This window comes from Metapseudomonas cellulosilytica (assembly GCF_049334135.1).
Taxonomy (GTDB): domain Bacteria; phylum Pseudomonadota; class Gammaproteobacteria; order Pseudomonadales; family Pseudomonadaceae; genus Metapseudomonas.
This window is the reverse complement of sequence record NZ_JBHZGN010000006.1, coordinates 65,956-87,529: the sequence shown is the minus strand read 5'-3', so window position 1 is coordinate 87,529 and position 21,574 is coordinate 65,956. Positions and strand designations below refer to the sequence as shown.

Genomic DNA, 21,574 nt, shown 5'->3' with positions numbered 1-21,574 from the left:
TAGAAAAGCGCTATCCACCCTACACGGCTGACACGGCAGCGCCTTGTGGGAGCGAATTCATTCGCGATTGAAATCGCTCCCACAAGCTTCCTGGCTCAGCCGCGGTCCTTTCGCGCCTGGTGCAGCTTGCTCACCAGCTCGGCTTCGGCCTTGGTCAGGCCGCAAGACTGGGTCAGGTCGTCGACGCTGGCGCCCAGGCCCACCAGGCGCGCAGCCTGGGAGAAGGACAGGCTGCTGGGGTCGCGCTGCTCGATCTGGTTGAGCTTGTCCGGCAGGGGCGCCACAACGCGGCGCAGTTCGTGGAGTTCCTCGCCAACGCGCACGCTGCCTTCCAGGTAGGTCTCCAGGCGACGTCCCAGGTCCTTGAGTTTCTGGTCGCGCACCGCGTCGCGCTCGGCCTGGGCCGCCACTTCCTGGCGCAGGCGCTGCGCCAGGCGGTGGCAGACCACGCCCAGCACCGTGCAGGCCAGGGCGAGGGCCGCCGCGAGCAGTGCGATCCAGATCAACTCAGATGCTCTCCAGCTCCGACCACTCTTCCTCGCTCATCATCTTGTCCAGTTCGACGAGGATCAGCAGTTCGCCATTCTTGTTGCAGACGCCCTGGATGAACTTGGCGGACTCATCGTTACCGACGTTGGGCGCGGTCTCGATCTCCGACTGGCGCAGGTAAACCACCTCGGCCACGCTGTCGACCAGAATGCCCACCACCTGCTTGTCCGCCTCGATGATCACGATGCGGGTGTTGTCGGTCACCGGCGCCGGGCCGAGGCCGAAGCGCTGGCGCGTGTCGATCACGGTCACCACGTTGCCGCGCAGGTTGATGATGCCCAGCACGTAGCTCGGCGCCCCCGGCACCGGCGCGATCTCGGTGTAGCGCAGGACTTCCTGCACCTGCATCACGTTGATGCCGTAGGTCTCGTTGTCCAGGCGGAAGGTCACCCATTGCAGGATGGGATCTTCGGCACCTTGAGCGGACGATTTCTTCATGTTCCCTAGCCTCTCTTGAGCCACCCCGGGGGTGGCATGCGCGGGTCAGCCCGCTGTTGTGTCCTTCCGATCCCGCACCTGACGGGACCACAACCTCAATTCAGCGACATGCTCCTCACGGCACCACTGGCGATCAGCTCGGCCAGGGCCGTGACGTCCAGCAAGGCGCACATGTGCTCGATCACGGTACCGGCCAACCAGGGCCTTTGGCTACGCTGGCTGCGCCATTTGATCTCGTTCGGGTCCAGGCGGATGGAGCGGCTGACCTGGTGCACCGCCAGCCCCCATTCGTAGCCCTGCACCGAAATCACGTACTGCAGGCCCTCGCGGAAATCGTCGCGGTAGCGCTCGGGCATCACCCAGCGCGCGGTATCCAGCACCTTCAGGTTGCCGGCCTGGCACGGCAGTATGCCGAGGAACCAGTCCGGTTGCCCGAACAATGGCGTCAACTCCTGCCCCGCCAGCGGGTAGATGGAGCCCAGGGACACCAGCGGAACCGCCAGGGTCAGGCCGGCGACATCGAACAGCAGGCACTCGAAGGGCTCCTCGCCCCAGGCCGGACGACCACCGGCGATCAGCGCCGGAATGTCGGACTGCGGCGCGCTCGGGGCGCTGAGTTCCACCAGGGGCTCGACACGGATCGCGACGGGCTCCTGCTCCATCGGCTGCGAGGCCGGCACCGGGCATTCGGGCTCCAGCACCAGCAGCGGCTCCACCTCCACCACGGCAGCGGGCTCGGGGTCCACCGGCTGCGGGGCCACCAGGGGCGCCTCGGCCAGGACGCGGGTCATGCGCGCATCGCGGACCTGCTCTTCCAGCACCGCGGCTTCGAACTCTTCCCGGCTGATGCTTTCGGCCAGCTCGACCGAGGCCTCGTGCAGCAGCGCATCCAGGTAGGACTGCAGCGCCAGTTGCGGGCGGGTGGCGGTAGCGACGGGACGACTCATGATGGGAATCCGGCGGATTGATCTTCAGAGCCTATCGGCAGGCGACGCCCTTCACTTGAGCTCCGGCGGTCGGCATCGCTGCGCATCTCAGGCCACCTGGGCAGCCAGCTGCTGGCTGAGCAAATGCTTGAGCAGGGCCCGGTAGGCGATCACGCCGCGGCTGTTGGCATCGTACTGGGAAGGCGTGACACCGGCGCGGCTGGCATCCCGCAGGCGGGTATCCACCGGGATATAGGCCGGCCAGAGGTTTTCCGGGTAGTTGTTGCGCAGCACCTTGAGGGTGTTGAGCGAGGCCTGGGTCCGCCGGTCGAACAGGGTCGGCACTATGGTGTAGGGCAAGGCCTGCTTGCGCGAGCGGTTGACCATGCCGAGGGTGCTGACCATGCGCTCCAGGCCCTTCACCGCGAGGAACTCCGTCTGCACCGGGACCACCAGCTGCTGGCTGGCGGCCAGGGCGTTGACCATCAGCACACCGAGCAACGGCGGGCTGTCGATGATCGCGTGGTCGAACTGCTGCCAGAGCTGCGCCAGGCTCTTGGCGATCACCAGGCCCAGGCCGTTCTGGCCCGGAGACTGGCGCTCAAGGGTGGCCAACGCGGTGCTGGACGGCAGCAGCGCAATGCGTTCATGGCTGGTCGGCAGCAGCAACTCGCGCGGCAGGCCGTCGGGCACGCCGCCCTGGTTGAGGAACAGGTCGAAGCAACTGTGCTCCAGGCTGTCCGGATCGTGCCCGAAATAGCTGGTCATCGACCCATGGGGATCGAGGTCCACCACCACCACGCGCTTGCCGGCTTCGGCCAGCAGGCCGGCCAGGGCGATGGATGTGGTGGTCTTGCCGACTCCACCTTTTTGGTTGGCTACTGCCCAGACTCTCATCTTCTTTCATCCTCCCGGCTGCGCTAATGCGCCGAGACTATCCACCCGCCCTACTGGGCAGGCGACGGGGAATTGACGGCACCCGATCCAGGGGCCTGTGCCGATACTGCCGGTGCAGGTTGCGTGCCAGCCCTCCGCAATGCGGCATCGGGCCGGGCATGGGCGCTGCCGACACCACTCACGGCACGGCGCACATCCAGATTCCGGGAGATCACCAGCACCACGCGGCGGTTGCGTGCGCGGCCTTCTGCGGTGGCGTTGTCCGCCACTGGCTGGAACTCGCCATAGCCCACCGCGGCCAGGCGCCGGGGCGCCACGCCTTGCATGGCCAGCATGCGCACGATGCTCGCCGCGCGCGCCGTGGAAAGCTCCCAGTTGGAAGGAAACTTCGAGGTGGCGATGGGCAGGTTGTCGGTGAAGCCTTCGACATGCACGGGGTTGTCGTAGGGTGCCAGAATCCCGGCAACCTTCTCGATCAGGCCGAAGGCGGCGTCGTTGGGGATGGCATCGCCGCTGGGGAACAACAGGCTGGAGTTCATCTCGATCTCCACCCAGAGTTCGTTGCCGCGCACGTTCAGCTGCTGCGAGTCGATCAGCTCCCCGAATGCCTCGCGCACGCTCTGGGCAATGTCCTGCAGCGGGTCGGCGCCCGGATCGTCGATGGCCGTCTGGCTGCGCTCGCTCTCTTCCACCAGGGCGCGGTCCGGCTCGCTGGTGCGCGGCCTCTCCTCGCCGACGGGAATCGGCTGGACCGAGCGGTCCGGCTGGTTGAACACACCCACCAGGGATTCGGAGAGGATCTTGTATTTGCCCTCGTTGATCGAGGAGATGGAGTACATCACCACGAAGAAGGCGAACAGCAGGGTGATGAAGTCCGCGTAGGACACCAGCCAGCGTTCGTGATTCTCCTGTTCCTCGTGATGCCGCCTGCGCGCCATGGCCGCTCCCTCAGTCCATGAAGCCTTGCAGCTTCAGTTCGATGGAGCGCGGGTTCTCGCCCTCGGCGATGGAGAGGATGCCCTCCAGCAGCATCTCGCGGTAGCGGGACTGGCGTATGGCGATGGATTTGAGCTTGTTGCCGATGGGCAACAGCAGCAGGTTGGCAAAACCCACGCCGTAGATGGTGGCGACGAAGGCGACGGCGATGCCGCCGCCGAGCTGGCCGGGGTCGGCCAGGTTGCCCATGACATGGATCAGCCCCATGACGGCGCCGAGGATACCGATGGTGGGCGCATAGCCGCCCATGCTCTCGAATACCTTGGCGGCCGAAAGATCGCGCCCCTCCTGGGTGAACAGGTCGACTTCGAGGATGCTGCGGATGGACTCGGGCTCCGCGCCGTCCACCAGCAGTTGCAGGCCCTTGCGGGCGAAGGGATCGGGCTCGCTGTCGGCGACCGATTCCAACCCGAGCAGTCCTTCCTTGCGCGCGGTCATGCTCCAGCTCACCACGCGGTCGATGCCTCCGGGCAAATCGACCTGCGGCGGGAAGAGGATCCAGCGGATGATGCCCAGTGCACGCTTGAACACGCTCACGGGCGTCTGCAGGAAGACCGCGCCCAGGGTGCCGCCCAGGACGATGAGCGCCGCCGGCCCGTTGAGCAGGGCCGCGGCGTGGCCGCCTTCGAGGTAGTTGCCGCCGATGATGGCGACGAGGGCCAGGATTACCCCGATGAGGCTCAGTACATCCATTACCGGGTGTTCTCCATCACATGCACGCCTCGACCAGGTGCCGGCCGATATCGTCCAGGCCGTAGACGGCGTCGGCCAGGTTGGCCTTCACCACCGCCATGGGCATGCCGTAGATCACGCAGCTGGCTTCGTCCTGGGCCCAGATCTGGCTGCCGCCCTGCTTGAGCAGGCGCGCGCCTTCGCGGCCATCGGCGCCCATGCCGGTGAGCACCACCGCCAGGACCTTGTCGTTATAGGACTTGGCCGCCGAGCCGAAGGTGATGTCGACGCAGGGCTTGTAGTTCAGGCGCTCGTCGCCCGGCAGGATGCGCACCACGCCGCGCGGGTCGACCATCATCTGCTTACCGCCTGGCGCCAGCAGGGCCAGGCCCGGACGGAGCTGGTCGCCATCCTCGGCTTCCTTGACGGTAATCCGGCAGAGCTTGTCCAGGCGCTCGGCGAAGGCCTTGGTGAAGGCTGCCGGCATGTGCTGGACCAGCACTAGCGGCGCCGGGAAGTTGGCCGGCAACTGGGTGAGCACACGTTGCAGGGCGACCGGCCCACCGGTGGAGGTGCCGATGGCCACCAGCCGGTAGGCCTTACGCTTTGGGGCGGCCGAACTTGCCGGGGCCGCCGCTGCAGTGTGGCCCGGCTGCGCCGGCAGCGCTGCCGGCCGCGCCGGTAGGCTGGCGGCGGGCGACGGCTGCGGCGAGGCGCCGAAACTGCTGTAGCGGCGGTTGCTGCGGGCGATGCTGTGGACTTTCTCGCAGAGCAGCTGCTTGACCTTCTCGGGGGTACGCGAAATGTCCTCGAAGTTCTTCGGCAGGAAATCCACCGCGCCTGCATCCAGGGCGTCGAGGGTGACGCGGGCGCCCTCGTGGGTGAGCGAGGAGAACATCAGCACCGGGGTCGGGCAGCGCTGCATGATGTGCCGCACCGCGGTGATGCCGTCCATCATCGGCATCTCGTAGTCCATGGTGATGACGTCCGGCTTGAGCGCCAGCGCCTGGTCGATGGCCTCGCGGCCATTGGTGGCGGTGCCCACCACCTGGATATTGGGGTCGGAAGAAAGGATTTCCGAGACACGGCGGCGGAAGAACCCGGAATCGTCCACCACCAGAACCTTGACTGCCATATGAATGAAACTCCTTGCGGGCGGCCATTCCCGGCCGCCCGGATCAGCCACGGCGCGCGTAATGCTTGAGCATGCTCGGCACGTCGAGGATCAACGCGATACGGCCGTCGCCGGTGATGGTGGCGCCGGACATGCCCGGCGTGCCCTGGAGCATCTTGCCCAGGGGCTTGATCACCACCTCCTCCTGGCCCACCAGCTGGTCGACCACGAAGCCGATGCGCTGGGTGCCCACGGAGAGGATCACCACGTGCCCCTCGCCCTGCTCCTCCACCGCAGCGTCACGCACCAGCCAGCGCTTGAGGTAGAACAGCGGCAGCGCCTTGTCGCGGACGATCACCACCTCCTGGCCATCCACCACGTTGGTGCGCGACAGGTCGAGGTGGAAGATCTCGTTGACGTTGACCAGCGGGAAGGCGAACGCCTGGTTGCCCAGCATCACCATCAGAGTCGGCATGATCGCCAGGGTCAGCGGGACCTTGATGACGATCTTCGAGCCCGCGCCCTTCTGCGAGTACACGTTCACCGTGCCGTTGAGCTGGGAGATCTTGGTCTTCACCACGTCCATGCCGACGCCGCGGCCGGACACGTCGGAAATCTCGGTCTTGGTCGAGAAGCCCGGGGCGAAGATCAGGTTGTAGCACTCCAGTTCGGTGAGGCGCTCGGCGGCGTCCCTGTCCAGCAGCCCTTTCTCCACCGCCTTGGCGCGCAGCACGGCCGCGTCCATGCCCTTGCCGTCGTCGGTGATCATCAGCAGGATGTGGTCGCCTTCCTGTTCGGCGGAGAGCACCACCCGGCCGGTGCGCGGCTTGCCGGCGGCCTCGCGCTCCTCGGGGGATTCGATACCGTGGTCGACGGCGTTGCGCACCAGGTGCACCAGCGGGTCGGCCAGGGCCTCGACCAGGTTCTTGTCCAGGTCGGTCTCCTCGCCCACCAGCTCGAGGTTGATTTCCTTCTTCAGGTTGCGCGCCAGGTCGCGGACCAGGCGCGGGAAGCGGCCGAAGACCTTCTTGATCGGCTGCATGCGGGTCTTCATCACGGCCGTCTGCAGGTCCGCGGTGACCACATCGAGGTTGGACACCGCCTTGGCCATGGCCTCGTCGCCGCTGTTGGCGCCCAGGCGCACCAGGCGGTTACGCACCAGCACCAGTTCGCCGACCATGTTCATGATCTCGTCCAGGCGCGCGGTATCCACCCGTACCGTGGTTTCCGTTTCGTTGGCCACGGCGGGGCCGGCGGCAGCATTGCCCGAGGCCGGCGCGGCGGCCTGGCGCGGCGCCGGCTCGGCCTTGGCGGCGGGCTTGGGCGCAGCGACCGGAGCCGGGCGGCTGGCAGCCGGTGCGGCTACGGCGACCGGTTCTTCGGTGGCGCCGATGAACTTGCCCTTGCCGTGCAGTTGATCGAGGAGCGCTTCGAATTCGTCGTCGGTGATGTTGTCGCCGCTGCCGGCCGCTGGCGCGACAGGTGCGGCAGGTGCCACCGGCGCAGCGGTCGCTTCCACGGCACCACCGAACTTGCCCTTGCCGTGCAATTGGTCGAGCAGGTCCTCGAACTCGTCGTCGCTGATCTCGTCGCCCGCACCGGCAGTCGCCAGGGCGGCGGTCGATGCATGGGCAGTAGTCGATGCATGGGCGGCGACCGCGGTTGCCGGCTCCACGGCACCGGCGAACTTGCCCTTGCCGTGGAGCTGGTCGAGGAGCGCTTCGAACTCGTCGTCGGTGATTTCATCGGCCGCCACGGCAGTGGGCTCGGCGCTGCCGCCGACGTTGTCGCCCAGGGCCTCCAGCAGTTGCTCGAACTCGCTGTCGGTGATGTCCGCGGTGGCTTGCGGCGCTGCCGGCACCACGGCGATGGCAGCCGCGGGCTCGCTGCCGCCCGGCTCAGCCAGGCGCGACAACGCGGCCAGCAGCGCGGGGGTGGCGGGTGTCGGTTCGCTCCGCTCACGCACCTCGCTGAACATCTCGTTGACCGTGTCCAGGGCCTGCAGCACCACGTCCATCAGCTCGGCATCCACGCGGCGTTCGCCCTTGCGCAGGATGTCGAAGACGTTCTCGGCGATGTGGCAGCACTCCACCAGGGCATTGAGCTGGAGGAAGCCGGCACCGCCTTTCACGGTATGGAAACCACGGAAGATCGCGTTGAGCAGGTCCATGTCGTCCGGGCGGCTTTCCAGCTCGACCAGCTGCTCGGACAGTTGCTCCAGAATCTCGCCGGCCTCTACCAGGAAGTCCTGGAGGATTTCTTCATCGGCGTCGAAGCTCATTTGAGCGCTCCCTAGAAACCAAGGCTGGATAGCAGATCGTCGACGTCGTCCTGGCCGGACACCACGTCTTCCCGTTTATCGGCATGGATCTGCGGACCTTCACCCCTGGAAGGATTTTTTTGTTGTTCCAGCTCGGCGCGCAGCAGGGCGTGGTCGTGCTCGATGCCGGCGTAGCGATCCACCTGGCTGGCCATCAGCACCAGCTTGACCAGGTTGCTCTCCACCTCGGTGACCAGTTGGGTCACGCGCTTGATCACCTGGCCGGTGAGGTCCTGGTAGTCCTGGGCCAGCAGGATGTCGTTGAGCCTGGCGGACAACGTATCGCTGTCGCGCTGGCTGCGCGCGAGGAACTGCTCGATGCGCCGGGCCAGCTCGCGGAAACCGTCCGCGCCGATTTCCCGGCGCATGAAGCGGCCCCACTCCTCGCCCAGCTGCCGGGCCTCGTCGCCCAGCCCGCCCAGCAAGGGCGCGCTCTCTTCCACCAGGTCCATGGTGCGGTTGGCGGCCTTCTCGGTCATCTGCACCACATAGCCCAGGCGGTCGGTCGCGTCGGCGATCTGCGACATTTCCTGGGCGTGGGGCAGGTGCGGGTCGATCTGGAAATTGACGATGGCGTTATGCAGTTCGCGTGTGAGCTTGCCGACTTCCTGGTAGAGGCCGCGATCACGGACGTGATTGAGTTCGTGGATGAGTTGCACGGCGTCGGTGAAGTTGCCTCTTTCCAGGCTTTCCACCAGTTCCCGCGCACGGACTTTCAGGGTCGACTCGAAGTCTCCCAGCAGGGTTTCGTTCTGCTCCATGGTGCCCTCGCGGCTGGCATCAGCCGTTGACCCGCTCGAAGATCTTCTCGATTTTTTCTTTCAGCACCTGGGCAGTGAAAGGCTTGACCACATAGCCGTTCACACCGGCCTGGGCCGCCTCGATGATCTGGTCGCGCTTGGCTTCGGCGGTCACCATCAGGACCGGCAGGTGCTTCAGGCGCTCGTCGGCACGGACGGTGCGCAGCAGGTCGATCCCGGTCATGCCGGGCATGTTCCAGTCGGTCACGAGGAAGTCGAAATTGCCGCTGTGCAGCATCGGCAGCGCCGTGGTGCCGTCGTCGGCTTCGGCGGTATTGGTGAAACCCAAGTCGCGCAAGAGGTTCTTGATGATGCGTCTCATCGTCGAGAAATCGTCAACGATGAGGATTTTCATATTCTTGTCCAAGTCGACCTCCGTACAGTCTCAAACGCCCCTCTTGCCGGGTGCGCCGTTCAAATCTGGAAGCGGTGTGCCATTCAGCGCGCGCGCCATTCGCCGAGCCGCGCACGCAGGCGTGCGGCGCACTGGCTATGCAATTGGCTGACTCGCGATTCGCTGACCCCCAGCACTTCACCGATTTCCTTCAGGTTCAATTCTTCGTCGTAGTACAGCGCCAGCACCAGGCGCTCGCGCTCCGGCAGGTTCGCGATGGCGTCGGCCAGCGCGGCCTGGAAGCGCTCTTCTTCCAGCTCGTTGGAGGGCGAAAGTTGGGTGACTCCGGCGTCCTCGTGCACCCCGCCATGCTCGCCGTCCTGCAACAGGTCGTCGAAGCTGAACAGGCGGCTGCCCAAGGTGTCGCTCAGGATGCCGTAGTAGTCTTCGAGACTCAATCCAAGTTCGGCAGCAACCTCCTGATCTTTAGCGTCGCGACCGGTACGCGCTTCGATGACGCGGATCGCATCGCTCACCATGCGGGTGTTGCGGTGCACCGAACGCGGTGCCCAGTCGCCCTTGCGCACCTCGTCGAGCATGGCGCCGCGGATGCGGATGCCGGCATAGGTTTCGAAGCTGGCGCCCTTGCCGCCGTCGTATTTCTTCGAGGCTTCGAGCAAGCCGATCATCCCGGACTGCATCAGGTCTTCCACCTGCACGCTGGCCGGCAGACGCGCCAGCAAGTGGTAGGCGATGCGCTTGACCAGGGGGGCATAGCGCTCGATCAGCTGATGCTGCGAGTCCCTTGCCTGAGCCTTGCCGTACATGCGCAGTCCGGATGCGGGTGTCATACGGGGTTTTCCGCGGACGGCTGCTTGACCAGCCGCTCGACGAAGAACTCCAGGTGGCCCCGCGGATTGGCCGGCAGCGGCCAGCTGTCGACCTTCTGCGCGATGGCCTTGAAGGCCAGCGAGCACTTCGAGCGCGGGAAGGCTTCATACACCGCACGCTGCTTCTGCACCGCCTTGCGCACCGACTCGTCGTAGGGCACGGCGCCAACGTATTGCAGCGCGACGTCGAGGAAGCGGTCGGTGACCTTGGTCAGCTTGGCGAAGAGGTTGCGTCCTTCCTGGGGGCTGTGGGCCATGTTGGCCAGGACGCGGAAGCGGCTCATGCCGTAGTCGCGGTTCAGCAGCTTGATCAACGCGTAGGCGTCGGTGATGGAGGTCGGCTCGTCGCAGACCACCACTATCACTTCCTGGGCCGCGCGGACGAAGCTGACCACCGAATCGCCGATGCCGGCGGCGGTGTCGATCACCAGCACATCGAGGTTGTCGCTGATCTCGCTGAATGCCTGGATCAGGCCGGCGTGCTGCATGGGCGAAAGCTGCACCATGCTCTGGGTGCCGGAAGCGGCCGGGACGATGCGGATGCCCCCCGGCCCCTGCAACAGCACGTCGCGCAGGTCGCATTCGCCATTGATCACATCGGCCAGGGTGCGTTTGGCGGTGAGGCCGAGCAGGACATCGACGTTGGCGAGTCCCAGGTCGGCGTCCAGCAACATGACGCGGCGACCGAGATCGGCCAGCGCCAGGGAAAGATTCACCGACACATTGGTCTTGCCGACGCCACCCTTGCCGCCGGTCACCGCGATCACCTGTACGGGATGCATACTTCCCATTTCAAATACCTTGTCTCAGATCGACTGGGCCACTTGGCTGTCTGGTGCCGCCCAATCCAGGGCGGCGCAATGAATTCATCAACCCGCGCGACGCGCCGGATTCTGGTAGAGACCGGCGAACAGCTCGGCCATGGCGTCCTCGCTCGGGTCTTCCGGCGCCTGGAGGCTGACCGCACGGCTTACCAGCTGGTGGCTGCGGGGAACTTGCAGATCATCCGGAATTCGCGGCCCGTCGGCCAGATAGGCTACCGGGAGATGCTGGCCGATAGCCAGCCCCAGAACCTCGCCCAGGCTGGCCGCTTCGTCCGCCTTGGTAATGATGCAGCCGACCAGGCCGCAACGCTTGTAACTGTGATAGGCCGCCTTGAGCACCTGGCTCTGGCTGGTGGCGGCCATCACCAGGTAATTCTTCGCATTGATGGTCCGGCTGGCCAGGGCTTCGAGCTGCATGGCCAGGGCCGGATCATTGGCCGGCAGGCCGGCGGTGTCGACCAGTACCACGCGCTTGCGCGCCAGTGGCGCAAGCGCCTGGGTCAGGGACTGGCCCGGGTCCACCAGGGTCACCGGCACATTGAGGATGCGGCCGAGGGTCTTGAGCTGTTCCTGGGCGCCGATGCGGAAGCTGTCCATGCTCACCAGGGCGACGCTCTGGGCGCCGTATTTGAGCACGTAGCGGGCGGCCAGCTTGGCCAGGGTGGTGGTCTTGCCCATGCCGGCCGGGCCGACCAGGGCGATCACCCCGCCCTCTTCCAGCGGTTCCTGCGCGGGCGTGCGGATGGCTTGGGCCAAGTGCGCCAGCAGCATGCGCCAGGCCTGGCGCGGCTCGCCGACGCTGGCCACCTTGTCCAGCAGGGCGCGGCCGAGGTCGGCCGGCAGCCCCATGCGCTGCAGGCGGCGCCAGAGGCTGGCCTGCTGCGGACGGCGGCTCTGCATCTGGCCCCAGGCGATGGAACCCAGCTGCACTTCGATCAGTTCACGCAGGCCGCTCAGCTCGAAACGCATGGCATCGAGGGCAGCCTGGTCCACATGGGCGGGCCGCGGCGCGCTGACCGGCTCCACCGGGCGGGCGACCGGACGCGGGCGGCTCAGGGCGGCGGCCAGGGCGGACTCCGGCAGTTCCGACTCGATGGCGGTCAGCGGCTCACCGGCGAACAATTGACGGTCCTTGCCGGCATCTGCCTGGGCGCGGGTGGTCAGCTCGGCCTGGGCTTCGGCGATGCGCGCCTGGGTCTTGCGCAGCTCGGATTCGAGGGCCGGGTTGGGTTTGCTCGGCGCCGGGGCCGGCAGCGGGTAGTCCAGCGCGGCGGTCAGCTCGACACCGCCTGCCACCCGGCGGGTGCCGATGATGGCGGCATCCGCGCCCAGTTCATCACGCACCAGCTTCATGGCTTGACGCATATCGGCGGCGAAGAAGCGTTTGACCTGCATGGCCCTTGACCTCGGTTAGTTCTGCCCCACAGTCGCGACTATGGTGACCTGCTTGTTGTCCGGTATTTCCTGGTAGGCCAGTACGTGCATGGTCGGCACGGCGAGCCTTGCGAAGCGCGACATCATCGCCCGGATCGGCCCGGCCACCAGCAGGATCGCCTGCTTGCCGAGCATTTCCTGGCGCTGCGCCGCCTCCACCAGGGAACGTTGCAGCTTCTCGGCCATGCCGGGTTCGAGGAGAACGCCATCATCCGAACCCTGTCCGGCCTTCTGCATGCTATTGAGCAATATCTGTTCCAACCTGGGCTCCAGGGTGATCACAGGCAGCTCCGGCTCTAGTCCCACAATGCTTTGCACGATGGCGCGGGCCAGCGCCACACGGACCGCCGCCACCAGCGCGGCGGGATCTTGACTCTTGGGCGCCAGGTTGGCGATGGCTTCGGCAATGGTGCGGATGTCGCGCACCGGCACCTGCTCCTGCAGCAGCGCCTGGAGAACCCTGAGCAGGGTGGACAGCGAGACCATGCCCGGCACCAGCTCCTCGGCCAGGCGCGGCGAGCTCTTGGCCAGCAGCTGCATGAGCTGCTGGACTTCCTCGTGGCCGAGCAGCTCGTGGGCGTGCTTGTGCAGGACCTGGTTGAGGTGGGTGGCGACCACGGTACTGGCATCCACCACCGTGTAGCCGAGGGACTGGGCCTGGTCGCGCTGGCTGGCGTCGATCCAGACCGCTTCCAGGCCGAACGCCGGATCCTTGGCGGCCACCCCGTTGAGGGTGCCGAACACCTGGCCGGGGTTGATCGCCAGTTCGCGGTCCGGGTAGACCTCCGCCTCGGCCACGCTCACCCCCATCAGGGTCAGGCGATAGGCATTGGGCAACAGGTCGAGGTTGTCACGGATGTGCACGGAAGGCATGAGGAAGCCCATCTCCTGGGACAGCTTCTTGCGCACGCCCTTGATCCGCGCCAGCAGTTGGCCGCCCTGGTTGCGGTCCACCAGCGGGATCAGGCGATAGCCCACTTCCAGCCCCACCAGGTCCACCGGGGTGACGTCGTCCCAGCCCAGCTCCTTGGTTTCCTGGGCGCGCTGGGCAGGCAGCAGCTCCTGCTGGCGCTTCTCTTCCTGCACCGCCTCGTCCTTGGCCTTCTTCTGCTTCTGCCAGATCCACCAGGCACCGCCGGCGGCGATCAGGCCCAGACCGACGAAGGACACGTGCGGCATGCCCGGCACCAGGCCCATGGCGATGAGGATCGCGGCGGAGACCGCCAGCGCCTTGGGCGAGGCGAACATCTGGCGGTTGACCTGCTGCCCCATGTCTTCGGAGGTGGACACCCGGGTGACCATGATGGCCGCGGCGGTGGACAGCAGCAGCGAGGGGATCTGCGCCACCAGGCCGTCGCCGATGGTCAGCAGGGAGTAGATGCGGCCGGCGTCGGCAAAGCTCATGTCGTGCTGCAACATGCCGATGGCCATGCCGCCGATCAGGTTGATGAAGAGGATCAGCAGGCCGGCGATGGCATCGCCGCGGACGAACTTGCTGGCACCGTCCATGGAGCCGTAGAAGTCGGCCTCCTGGGACACCTCGGTACGGCGCTTCTTGGCTTCGGCCTGGTCGATCAGGCCGGCATTGAGATCGGCGTCGATAGCCATCTGCTTGCCAGGCATGGCGTCCAGGGTGAAGCGCGCGCTCACCTCGGAGATGCGCCCGGCGCCCTTGGTGACCACCACGAAGTTGATGATCATCAGGATCGCGAAGACCACGATGCCGACCACGTAGTTGCCGCCCACCACCACGTCGCCGAATGCCTGGATCACCTTGCCGGCGGCGTCGTGGCCGTCCTGGCCGTGGAGCAGCACCACCCGGGTGGAGGCCACGTTCAGCGCCAGGCGCAGCAGGGTCGCCACCAGCAGGATGGTGGGGAAGACGGCGAAGTCCAGCGGACGCATGGCGTACACGCAGACCAGCAACACGACGATCGACAGGGCGATGTTGAAGGTGAAGAACACGTCCAGCAGGAACGGCGGCACCGGCAGCGTCATCATGCCCAGCATGACCAGCACCAGCAGCGGCACCCCGAGGTTGCCACGCCCCATGCCCATCAGGTTGTCGCGGACATTGCCGATCAGTTGCGTACGATCCACTGGTGCTCCCCTACCCCTTTCGCGGAATGGCCATCCGCGCATCCAATCTTTTGACGCCTGAACACGGCGTCAGCCCGCTTGTGCAAGAAGCCTTCCAACTTGGCCAAGGGGTTGATTTCCGGGAGTTTGTCCGGGGCGAAAGACCCTGTAGGGGCGAATTCATTCGCCAAGCAGACCGCAGGTCTGCCCCACGGCCTCGATGGGGGCAGCTTCGCCGCCCTTGGCGAATGAATTCGCCCCTACAAGGAGAGCATTCCCTGCGCCCCTGGGATCACGCGTCGCGCCGCAAATCCGCCGGAATCGGCAGGTCGTTCAGCGGCGCCGGGCGTTTGCCGCGGCCGGCGCGGAACTGCTTGAACTGGTAGATGTAGGCCAGCACCTGGGCCACCGCCAGGTAGAGGCCGGCGGGGATTTCCTGGTCCAGTTCGGTGGAGTAGTACACCGCCCGCGCCAGGGCTGGCGACTCCAGCACCGTCACCTGGCTCTCCTGGGCGATCTCGCGGATCTTCAGCGCGGTGAAGTCGCTGCCCTTGGCCAGCAACAGCGGCGCGCCGCCCTTCTCGGCGTCGTACTTCAGCGCCACGGCGAAGTGGGTCGGGTTGGTGATGACCACATCGGCCTGGGGCACGGAGGCCATCATGCGGCGCTCGGCCATTTCCCGCTGCAGGCGGCGGATGCGCGACTTCACCTCGGGCTTGCCCTCGGTGTCCTTGTACTCGTCGCGCACCTCCTGCTTGGTCATCATCAGCTTCTGCTTGTTGTCCCAGAGCTGGAAAGGCACGTCGACGGCGGCGATCAGGATCAGGCCGCAAGCCAGCCAGACCGCACTCCAGCCCACCACCTGGACGCTGTGCAGGATGGCCATGTCCAGCGGCTCGTGGGCGATGGCCAGGAGGTCGTCGCGGTCGGAGGCGAGCACCGCCAGGGCCACCAGCAGGATCACCGCGAACTTGGCCAGGGCCTTGAGCAGTTCGGCCAGGGCATGCATCGAGAACATCCGCTTGAGCCCCGACAGCGGGTTCATCCGGCTGAACTTGGGCATCAGCGCTTCGCTGGAAAACAGCCAGCCACCGAGGGAGATCGGCCCGGCGATGGACACCACCAGCAAGGTGACCAGCAGCGGCAGCAGGGCCTCCAGGGCCATCTTGCCCGAGGCCAGCAGCCAGATGCCCATGCTCCGCTCATCCATCAGCACGGCCCGCGACAGCTCGAAGTTGGACTGCATCAGCCGCATCAGCATGTCCGCGACGCCGCCACCGCTGGCCAGCACGCCGCCGGCCCCGGCCAGGGTCACGGCGAGGGTATTGAGCTCGCGGGAACGGGCGACCTGCCCTTTCTCGCGGGCCTCCTGCAGCCGTTTACTTGTGGGCTCCTCGCTCTTGTCCGCCCCGCTTTCACTTTCCGCCATGGAAAACTACCTGCGTTGCCTGGACTGCGTTTTCCAGCAGCCGGGAGATCGTCAAAAGGTTGTTCATCGCGCCCTCGCCAGCTCGCGCAGCAACTGCAGGGCATCACTGGCCAGCACCTGGTACTGGGCGAGGATATCGGCCATGCCGATCCAGACGATCACCAGGCCCAGGGCCAGGGTCAGCGGGAAACCGATGGAGAAGATGTTCAGCTGCGGCGCGGCGCGGGTCATCACGCCGAAGGCCAGGTTGACCACCAGCAGCGCGGTGATCGCCGGCAGCGACAGCAGCAGCCCGGCGCCCATCACCCAGCCGAGCTTGCCGGCCACTTCCCAGTACTGCGCCGTCAGCAATCCGCCACCCACCGGCAGGGTGACGAAGCTTTCGGCGAGCACCTCGAACACCACCAGGTGGCCGTTCATGGCGAGGAACAGCAGGGTCACCAGCATCAGGTAGAACTGCCCGAGCACCGGCACCGAGACGCCGTTGGTGGGGTCGACCATGGAAGCGAAGCCCAGGCCCATCTGCATGGAGATGATCTGCCCGGCCACCACGAAGGCATGGAAGAACAGCTGCAGCACGAAGCCGAGCAAGGCCCCCACCAGCACCTGCTCGCCCACCAGCAGGAGGCTGCGCAGGTTGATGGCGTCCACCTGCGGCATCGGCGGCAGGGTCGGCACCAGCACGATGGCGATGGCCAGCGCCAGGTACAGGCGCACCCGCACCGGCACCAGCTGGGTGCCGATCACCGGCATGGTCATCAACAACGCGGCAATGCGGAACAGCGGCAGCAGGAAACTGCCGACCCAGCCACCGATCTGCGCATCGCTGAGTTCGAGCATGGTCAGCCGATCAGCAGCGGGATGTTCTGATAGAGCGTCTGGATGTACTCCATCAGTTGGCGGGTCAGCCAGGGGCCGGCCCAGATCAGGGTGAGCAGCATCACGATGAGACGCGGCAGGAAGCTCAGGGTCTGTTCGTTGATCTGGGTGGCGGCCTGGAACATGGCGACGATCAGGCCCACCACCAGGCTCGGCACCACCAGGATGCCGACGATCAGGCAGGTGAGCCAGAGCGCTTCACGGAACAGGTCGACGGCAATCTCGGGTGTCATCGCTAGACGCCTCCGAAGCTTCCGGCCAGCGTCCCGATGATCAGCGCCCAGCCATCCACCAGGACGAACAGCATGATCTTGAACGGCAGGGAAATGATCAGCGGCGAGAGCATCATCATGCCCATCGCCATCAGCACGCTGGCCACCACCAGGTCGATGATCAGGAAGGGGATGAAGATCATGAAGCCGATCTGGAAGGCGGTCTTCAGCTCGGAGGTGACGAAGGCCGGCACCAGGATGGTCAGGGGCGCGGCGTCCGGGCTGGGGATATCGGTGCGCTTGGACAGGCGCATGAAGAGTTCCAGGTCGCTGGAGCGGGTCTGCGCCAGCATGAAGCCCTTGATCGGCACCTCGGCCCTGGCCAGCGCGTCCTGGGCCGACATCTGCTCGTTGAGATAGGGCTGCAGGGCATCGCGGTTCACCTGGTCGAACACCGGCGCCATGATGAACATCGTCAGGAACAGCGCCAGACCGATGAGGATCTGGTTCGATGGCGTCTGCTGCAGGCCCAGCGCCTGGCGCAGGATGGAGAAGACGATGATGATCCGGGTGAAGCTGGTCATCAGCATGACGAACGCCGGGATGAAGCTCAGCGCCGTCATGATCAGCAGGATCTGCAGGCTGACCGAGTATTCCTGCTGCCCGTCGGGATTGGTGGAGAGGGTGATTGCCGGTATCGACAGCGGATTGTCGGCGCCGAGGGCGAGCGGCGCGGCCAGCGCCAGCAGCAGCGCGATGAAGAGGCGTTGCATCAATGCTTGTCCTTGCCGAGCAGTTCCATCAGGCGTTGGGCGAATTCCGGGCTGGCGGCTTGCGCGTCGGCCGGTTGAACGGGGTCCTTCAGCACATGCAATGGCGTGATGCGCCCGGCGCTGATGCCCAGCAATATCTGTTCCCCGCCCACCTGCACCAGCACCAGACGGTCGCGCGGGCCCAGCGCCTGGCTGGCCACCAGCTGGATCACCTGGCCGCCGCGCGGCCCGAGCTGCTGCACCCGGCGCAGCAGCCAGGCGAGCAGGAAGATCAGGCCCACCACCAGCAACAGGCCGACGGCGAGCTGGCCCAGTTGCGCGGCCATGCCGCTGCCGGCCTGTGCAGCGGCGGTCGCAGCCGGGACGCTGGTGACGGATTCGGCGGCAACGCCGCCGAGGGGCAGCAGGAGCAACCCCGCAGTGAAAGGACGGAGCATGTCTCAGCGCAGCTTCTTGATGCGTTCGCTCGGGCTGATCACGTCGGTCAGCCGGATGCCGAACTTCTCGTTGACCACCACCACTTCGCCATGGGCGATCAGGGTGCCGTTGACCAGCACATCCAGCGGCTCGCCGGCCAGGCGGTCGAGCTCGATCACCGAGCCCTGGTTGAGCTGCAGCAGGTTGCGGATGGTGATGTCGGTGTTGCCCACTTCCATGGAAATGGACACCGGGATGTCGAGGATCACATCCAGGTTCGGGCCGTCCAGGCTCACCAGGCCGCTGCTGGGCCGGGGCGAACTGCCGAATTCTTCCATGGGCGCGCGCGGCGAGCCGGGCGCGGCGCCCCCCTGGTTCATCAGCGCGTCGATGTCGTCCTGGCTGGCATCGCCGGCCTCGGCCAGGGCCGCGGCCCATTCATCGGCCAGGGCCTGCTCTTCGGGGGTGGGGGTGTCCATGTCGTTTGCCATCGGTTGACCTCGGCTGGCTCAGGATTCGTGGAGGGGGCGCAATCAGCGCTGGCGCTCGATCGGCTCGAGGATCTGCAGGGACAGGTTGCCCTTGTGCGATCCCAGCTTGGCCTTGAAGGCCGGCACGCCGTTGGCGCGCATGATCATGTGCTCGGGCATTTCCACCGGGATCACATCGCCAGGCTGCATGTGCAGGATGTCCCGCAGCTTGAGCTGGCGACGCACCACGGTGGCGGCCACCGGTACGCTGACGTCGAGGATGTCTTCGCGCAGGGCCTTGATCCAGCGCTCGTCCTGGTCGTCGACATCGGACTGGAAGCCGGCGTCGAGCATCTCGCGGATCGGCTCGATCATCGAATAGGGCATGGTGATGTGCAGGTCGCCGCCGCCGCCGTCCAGCTCGATGTGGAAGGTGGACACCACCACCACCTCGCTGGGGCTGACGATATTGGCCAGGGCCGGGTTCACTTCCGAGTTGATGTACTCGAAGTTCACGTCCAGCACCGCGCTCCAGGCTTCGGCCAGGTCGACGAACGCCTGGTCCAGGACCATGCGCACCACCCGCAGCTCGGTGGGCGTGAACTCACGGCCCTCGATCTTCGCGTGGCGGCCATCGCCGCCGAAGAAGTTGTCCACCAGCTTGAACACCAGCTTGGCGTCGAGGATGAACAGCGAAGTGCCGCGCAGCGGCTTCATCTTCACCAGGTTGAGGCTGGTGGGCACGTAGAGCGAATGCACGTATTCACCGAACTTCATCACCTGCACCCCGCCCACCGCCACGTCGGCCGAGCGACGCAGCAGGTTGAACATGCTGATGCGGGTGTAGCGGGCGAAGCGCTCGTTGATCATTTCCAGGGTCGGCATGCGTCCCCGGACGATGCGGTCCTGGCTGGTCAGGTCATAGCTCTTGATGCCGCCGGGCTCGGCATCGGCTTCGGTTTCCACAAGGCCATCGTCGACACCGTGGAGCAGCGCATCGATCTCGTCCTGGGACAGCAGGTCTTGAACAGCCATGGTCGTACCTTGCCTACTGCAATACGAAGTTGGTGAACAGCACTTGCTCGACGGTCAGGGCGCCGGTCTCCTGCTTGGCCAGTTCCTGCACCGTGGCGGTGGCCTGCTGGCGCAGCATTTCCTTGCCCACCGGGGTCACCAGGGCATCGAAGCTCTGGCTGGAGAAGAGCATGACCAGCTTGTTGCGCAGCATCGGCATGTGCACCTTGAGGGCTTCCAGCTGGGCCTCGTCGCGCGCCATCAGCGACAGGCTGACCTGCATGTAGCGCTGGCGGCCGTTCTGGTTGAAGTTGACGACGAAGGCCGGCGCGAGGTCTTCGTAGACGGCCGACTGCCTGGCGGGCGCGGCGGCGGCCTCTTCCTTGGCGGACTCTGCCGACTTGTCGCCACGGCTGAGGAAGAACCAGGTGGCGCCCACCGACAGGGCAATGGCCAGCAGCAAGGCCACCACCGCCAACACGATCAGCTTCAGCTTGCCCTTGCCGGCAGCCAGCGCTCCGCCCTCCGCTGAGGCCTTCGCTTGTTTCTTCGCCATGCCAATAATCCGTCGCTTCGCGGGGATCCGCCCGCGTTTCCATGGGGATGAGCAAGTGTTATGCCAGCTTGCCGGCCAACCAGCGGCCACGGCATGCGTTCCAGGGCAGCGGATATACCAGTGTCGGGGGTGGCTGTCACGGGGTCTTCGGGATATCGACGTGCCAGGGTCAGGCGTAGAAATCCACCAGCCCCCGTCCACCACCGGCGCTCGCAGGGCGAACCTCGCTCAGACTCACCGAAACCTCCTCATCGCTGCCAACGCCGAACCCAGCGCGCCCGCCAGAACCCCGGCGCTCGCCATCACCACCCTGCCCTTGCCAGCCGCGGCTCAGGGACTGGTCGGAGACGTTCACATCGAGCTGGTTCATGCCCTGCTGGGCGAACAGTTCGCGCAAGCGGTGCATCTGCCCTTCCAGGGCATCGCGGACATTGGCATGGGGGCTGGCGAAGGTCACCTGGGTCTGGTCCTGGGTCAGCTGTACACGTACCTCCAGGCGTCCCAGCTCCTGCGGATCGAGCTGGATCTCGGCGGACTTGAGGTTCTGGCTCGACAGCCACATCACCCGGTCCACCACCGCTTCGCTCCAGCCTCCCTGCTGCAGGGCAACCGGCTGGCCAGGGACCAGGGCCGGCGCGCGCGCGGCCTGGACAACCTGCTGGTTGATGGCCTGGCTCAGGGTATTGAGGCGGCTGGCAAGCAGTTCGCTATGGGCCTCCGGCTTGCTCTCACCCAGGCTGTCCGCCAGCCCGGCAGACAGTTCGCCCTCCGGCAGCTCGACATCCAGCTTGCCTTCGCCCGCGTCCAGGGGCTTGTCGGCGAAAGCCGCCAGGGCACTGGCGAAGTCGGGTTCGGCGGCAGGCTCGCCCTGGATTGCCGGGGTCGCATGCGGCGCCTGCACAGGCTGTGCCTGGGTTCCCGGCGCGAGGGTCAGCTTGCCCGGCGCCAGGTCCTCCTCCGGACCCGGACCCGAGCCGGTGGAAGATGCCGGCAGGATATCGGCAACCGCATCGAGGCCTGCCTCGCCGGTTTGCGCCGGGCTGGCGCCGTCGGCGGGAGAAACGCTAGAAGGCATCGACCAGGCCGACGATTGGGCATCGACAGGCGCAGCGTCGGCCGGCAATACGCCGGCCATCGCCATCAACAGCAGGGGGTCCAGTACGGGCTCTGCCTGGAGCGTGGGCGCATCGTCCTCCTCCGTCGGCAAGGAGTTGCCGCTATCGGCAACGGTCGGCTGCTGGCAGGCGGCAGGATCGGTCGCCGCCGGGTCGGGCGCTGCCGCGCCGTCCTCTGCGCCGGACTCATCCCTGCGCTCGACAGCAGTGGCCTGGCGTTCTTTCGCGTACATCCGGGCGAAGCTGGCAGCCTCGTCCTTGCTGGTTTCCACCGGTTTCTCCGGGGCTTTTGCGGCCGGTGCTTTCGGCTTCACTTCAGGCCTGGCCTGGAGAAGCAGATCGGGGGCAACGGGCATGGGCACTCTCCGCTCGGTTTGGTTCGTGCCCCTGAGATAGCAAGGGACGGGCCAACATCCGCGCGGCTGACAGGCAACTG

The 21,574-nt window shown here is 66.2% G+C and carries 23 protein-coding genes; all 23 read right to left on the bottom strand.

Features of this window, described 5'->3' with window-relative positions:
• Positions 1-95: 95 nt before the first annotated feature.
• The 23 genes from ACFW0H_RS09570 to ACFW0H_RS09460 all read right to left on the bottom strand — a co-directional run bounded on the left by ACFW0H_RS09570 (position 96) and on the right by ACFW0H_RS09460 (position 21,494).
• Positions 96-506 (bottom strand): DUF2802 domain-containing protein, encoded by a 411-nt coding sequence (locus ACFW0H_RS09570; RefSeq protein ID WP_422913664.1) that lies wholly within the window; start codon positions 504-506, stop codon positions 96-98.
• A 1-nt stretch (position 507) separates the two neighbouring features.
• Complete coding sequence (locus tag ACFW0H_RS09565) at positions 508-987, bottom strand: chemotaxis protein CheW (protein WP_016493839.1); 480 nt, start codon at positions 985-987, stop codon at positions 508-510.
• 95 nt (positions 988-1,082) lie between these two features.
• The gene (locus ACFW0H_RS09560) at positions 1,083-1,934 is read right to left on the bottom strand and encodes a CheW domain-containing protein (RefSeq protein ID WP_422913663.1); all 852 of its coding nucleotides are present in this window, start codon (positions 1,932-1,934) and stop codon (positions 1,083-1,085) included.
• An 87-nt stretch (positions 1,935-2,021) separates the two neighbouring features.
• Positions 2,022-2,810, bottom strand: a complete 789-nt coding sequence (locus tag ACFW0H_RS09555) for a ParA family protein (protein WP_422913662.1) — start codon at positions 2,808-2,810, stop codon at positions 2,022-2,024.
• A 50-nt stretch (positions 2,811-2,860) separates the two neighbouring features.
• Positions 2,861-3,748 (bottom strand): flagellar motor protein MotD, encoded by an 888-nt coding sequence (gene motD, locus ACFW0H_RS09550; protein WP_422913661.1) that lies wholly within the window; start codon positions 3,746-3,748, stop codon positions 2,861-2,863.
• Between the two features lie 10 nt (positions 3,749-3,758).
• A complete protein-coding gene (locus tag ACFW0H_RS09545) occupies positions 3,759-4,499 on the bottom strand; it encodes a flagellar motor protein (RefSeq protein ID WP_422913660.1) in 741 nt (246 codons plus the stop codon).
• A gap of 16 nt (positions 4,500-4,515) precedes the next feature.
• Positions 4,516-5,613 carry a protein-glutamate methylesterase/protein-glutamine glutaminase gene (locus ACFW0H_RS09540; RefSeq protein WP_422913659.1) on the bottom strand — a complete coding sequence of 366 codons (1,098 nt, stop codon included), beginning with the start codon at positions 5,611-5,613 and terminating at the stop codon, positions 4,516-4,518.
• Between the two features lie 43 nt (positions 5,614-5,656).
• Entirely contained in the window at positions 5,657-7,873 is a 2,217-nt protein-coding gene (locus ACFW0H_RS09535) for a chemotaxis protein CheA (RefSeq protein ID WP_422913658.1), read from the bottom strand.
• Positions 7,874-7,884: 11 nt separating this feature from the next.
• Complete coding sequence (locus tag ACFW0H_RS09530) at positions 7,885-8,673, bottom strand: protein phosphatase CheZ (protein WP_422913657.1); 789 nt, start codon at positions 8,671-8,673, stop codon at positions 7,885-7,887.
• 19 nt (positions 8,674-8,692) lie between these two features.
• Positions 8,693-9,067 carry a chemotaxis response regulator CheY gene (locus tag ACFW0H_RS09525; RefSeq protein WP_422913656.1) on the bottom strand — a complete coding sequence of 125 codons (375 nt, stop codon included), beginning with the start codon at positions 9,065-9,067 and terminating at the stop codon, positions 8,693-8,695.
• Positions 9,068-9,150: 83 nt separating this feature from the next.
• Positions 9,151-9,897 carry an RNA polymerase sigma factor FliA gene (gene fliA / locus ACFW0H_RS09520; protein ID WP_422913655.1) on the bottom strand — a complete coding sequence of 249 codons (747 nt, stop codon included), beginning with the start codon at positions 9,895-9,897 and terminating at the stop codon, positions 9,151-9,153.
• Complete coding sequence (fleN, locus tag ACFW0H_RS09515) at positions 9,894-10,727, bottom strand: flagellar synthesis regulator FleN (RefSeq protein ID WP_422913654.1); 834 nt, start codon at positions 10,725-10,727, stop codon at positions 9,894-9,896. Before fleN ends, fliA begins: the two co-directional genes overlap by 4 nt.
• A 78-nt stretch (positions 10,728-10,805) precedes the next feature.
• Complete coding sequence (flhF, locus tag ACFW0H_RS09510; RefSeq protein ID WP_422913653.1) at positions 10,806-12,155, bottom strand: flagellar biosynthesis protein FlhF; 1,350 nt, start codon at positions 12,153-12,155, stop codon at positions 10,806-10,808.
• A 15-nt stretch (positions 12,156-12,170) separates the two neighbouring features.
• Complete coding sequence (gene flhA / locus ACFW0H_RS09505) at positions 12,171-14,294, bottom strand: flagellar biosynthesis protein FlhA (RefSeq protein WP_422913652.1); 2,124 nt, start codon at positions 14,292-14,294, stop codon at positions 12,171-12,173.
• A 271-nt stretch (positions 14,295-14,565) separates the two neighbouring features.
• The gene (gene flhB / locus ACFW0H_RS09500; protein WP_422913651.1) at positions 14,566-15,702 is read right to left on the bottom strand and encodes a flagellar biosynthesis protein FlhB; all 1,137 of its coding nucleotides are present in this window, start codon (positions 15,700-15,702) and stop codon (positions 14,566-14,568) included.
• Between the two features lie 63 nt (positions 15,703-15,765).
• A complete protein-coding gene (fliR, locus tag ACFW0H_RS09495; protein ID WP_422913650.1) occupies positions 15,766-16,542 on the bottom strand; it encodes a flagellar biosynthetic protein FliR in 777 nt (258 codons plus the stop codon).
• 2 nt (positions 16,543-16,544) lie between these two features.
• The gene (gene fliQ / locus ACFW0H_RS09490; protein WP_377693433.1) at positions 16,545-16,814 is read right to left on the bottom strand and encodes a flagellar biosynthesis protein FliQ; all 270 of its coding nucleotides are present in this window, start codon (positions 16,812-16,814) and stop codon (positions 16,545-16,547) included.
• Between the two features lie 2 nt (positions 16,815-16,816).
• Positions 16,817-17,566 (bottom strand): flagellar type III secretion system pore protein FliP, encoded by a 750-nt coding sequence (gene fliP, locus ACFW0H_RS09485; RefSeq protein ID WP_422913649.1) that lies wholly within the window; start codon positions 17,564-17,566, stop codon positions 16,817-16,819.
• The gene (gene fliO / locus ACFW0H_RS09480) at positions 17,566-18,003 is read right to left on the bottom strand and encodes a flagellar biosynthetic protein FliO (protein WP_422913648.1); all 438 of its coding nucleotides are present in this window, start codon (positions 18,001-18,003) and stop codon (positions 17,566-17,568) included. The genes fliP and fliO overlap by 1 nt, the downstream gene beginning before the upstream one ends.
• 3 nt (positions 18,004-18,006) lie before the next feature.
• Positions 18,007-18,474: a flagellar motor switch protein FliN gene (fliN, locus tag ACFW0H_RS09475; RefSeq protein WP_422913647.1), complete on the bottom strand. Its 468-nt coding sequence runs from the start codon at positions 18,472-18,474 to the stop codon at positions 18,007-18,009.
• Positions 18,475-18,516: 42 nt separating this feature from the next.
• Positions 18,517-19,488, bottom strand: a complete 972-nt coding sequence (fliM, locus tag ACFW0H_RS09470) for a flagellar motor switch protein FliM (RefSeq protein ID WP_422913646.1) — start codon at positions 19,486-19,488, stop codon at positions 18,517-18,519.
• Positions 19,489-19,501: 13 nt separating this feature from the next.
• On the bottom strand, positions 19,502-20,023 hold the full coding sequence (fliL, locus tag ACFW0H_RS09465; protein WP_422913645.1) for a flagellar basal body-associated protein FliL: 522 nt from the start codon (positions 20,021-20,023) through the stop codon (positions 19,502-19,504).
• 169 nt (positions 20,024-20,192) lie between these two features.
• The gene (locus tag ACFW0H_RS09460; RefSeq protein WP_422913644.1) at positions 20,193-21,494 is read right to left on the bottom strand and encodes a flagellar hook-length control protein FliK; all 1,302 of its coding nucleotides are present in this window, start codon (positions 21,492-21,494) and stop codon (positions 20,193-20,195) included.
• Positions 21,495-21,574 lie beyond the last annotated feature (80 nt).

Bases quoted from the DNA above. Each gene is read 5' to 3' on its own strand.
- ACFW0H_RS09565 (WP_016493839.1), bottom strand. From the start codon at position 987: ATGAAGAAATCGTCCGCTCAAGGTGCCGAAGATCCCATCCTGCAATGG.
- ACFW0H_RS09560 (WP_422913663.1), bottom strand. From the start codon at position 1,934: ATGAGTCGTCCCGTCGCTACCGCCACCCGCCCGCAACTGGCGCTGCAG.
- ACFW0H_RS09555 (WP_422913662.1), bottom strand. From the start codon at position 2,810: ATGAGAGTCTGGGCAGTAGCCAACCAAAAAGGTGGAGTCGGCAAGACC.
- motD (WP_422913661.1), bottom strand. From the start codon at position 3,748: ATGGCGCGCAGGCGGCATCACGAGGAACAGGAGAATCACGAACGCTGG.
- ACFW0H_RS09545 (WP_422913660.1), bottom strand. From the start codon at position 4,499: ATGGATGTACTGAGCCTCATCGGGGTAATCCTGGCCCTCGTCGCCATC.
- ACFW0H_RS09540 (WP_422913659.1), bottom strand. From the start codon at position 5,613: ATGGCAGTCAAGGTTCTGGTGGTGGACGATTCCGGGTTCTTCCGCCGC.
- ACFW0H_RS09535 (WP_422913658.1), bottom strand. From the start codon at position 7,873: ATGAGCTTCGACGCCGATGAAGAAATCCTCCAGGACTTCCTGGTAGAG.
- ACFW0H_RS09530 (WP_422913657.1), bottom strand. From the start codon at position 8,673: ATGGAGCAGAACGAAACCCTGCTGGGAGACTTCGAGTCGACCCTGAAA.
- ACFW0H_RS09525 (WP_422913656.1), bottom strand. From the start codon at position 9,067: ATGAAAATCCTCATCGTTGACGATTTCTCGACGATGAGACGCATCATC.
- fliA (WP_422913655.1), bottom strand. From the start codon at position 9,897: ATGACACCCGCATCCGGACTGCGCATGTACGGCAAGGCTCAGGCAAGG.
- fleN (WP_422913654.1), bottom strand. From the start codon at position 10,727: ATGGGAAGTATGCATCCCGTACAGGTGATCGCGGTGACCGGCGGCAAG.
- flhF (WP_422913653.1), bottom strand. From the start codon at position 12,155: ATGCAGGTCAAACGCTTCTTCGCCGCCGATATGCGTCAAGCCATGAAG.
- flhB (WP_422913651.1), bottom strand. From the start codon at position 15,702: ATGGCGGAAAGTGAAAGCGGGGCGGACAAGAGCGAGGAGCCCACAAGT.
- fliR (WP_422913650.1), bottom strand. From the start codon at position 16,542: ATGCTCGAACTCAGCGATGCGCAGATCGGTGGCTGGGTCGGCAGTTTC.
- fliQ (WP_377693433.1), bottom strand. From the start codon at position 16,814: ATGACACCCGAGATTGCCGTCGACCTGTTCCGTGAAGCGCTCTGGCTC.
- fliP (WP_422913649.1), bottom strand. From the start codon at position 17,566: ATGCAACGCCTCTTCATCGCGCTGCTGCTGGCGCTGGCCGCGCCGCTC.
- fliO (WP_422913648.1), bottom strand. From the start codon at position 18,003: ATGCTCCGTCCTTTCACTGCGGGGTTGCTCCTGCTGCCCCTCGGCGGC.
- fliN (WP_422913647.1), bottom strand. From the start codon at position 18,474: ATGGCAAACGACATGGACACCCCCACCCCCGAAGAGCAGGCCCTGGCC.
- fliM (WP_422913646.1), bottom strand. From the start codon at position 19,488: ATGGCTGTTCAAGACCTGCTGTCCCAGGACGAGATCGATGCGCTGCTC.
- fliL (WP_422913645.1), bottom strand. From the start codon at position 20,023: ATGGCGAAGAAACAAGCGAAGGCCTCAGCGGAGGGCGGAGCGCTGGCT.
- ACFW0H_RS09460 (WP_422913644.1), bottom strand. From the start codon at position 21,494: ATGCCCGTTGCCCCCGATCTGCTTCTCCAGGCCAGGCCTGAAGTGAAG.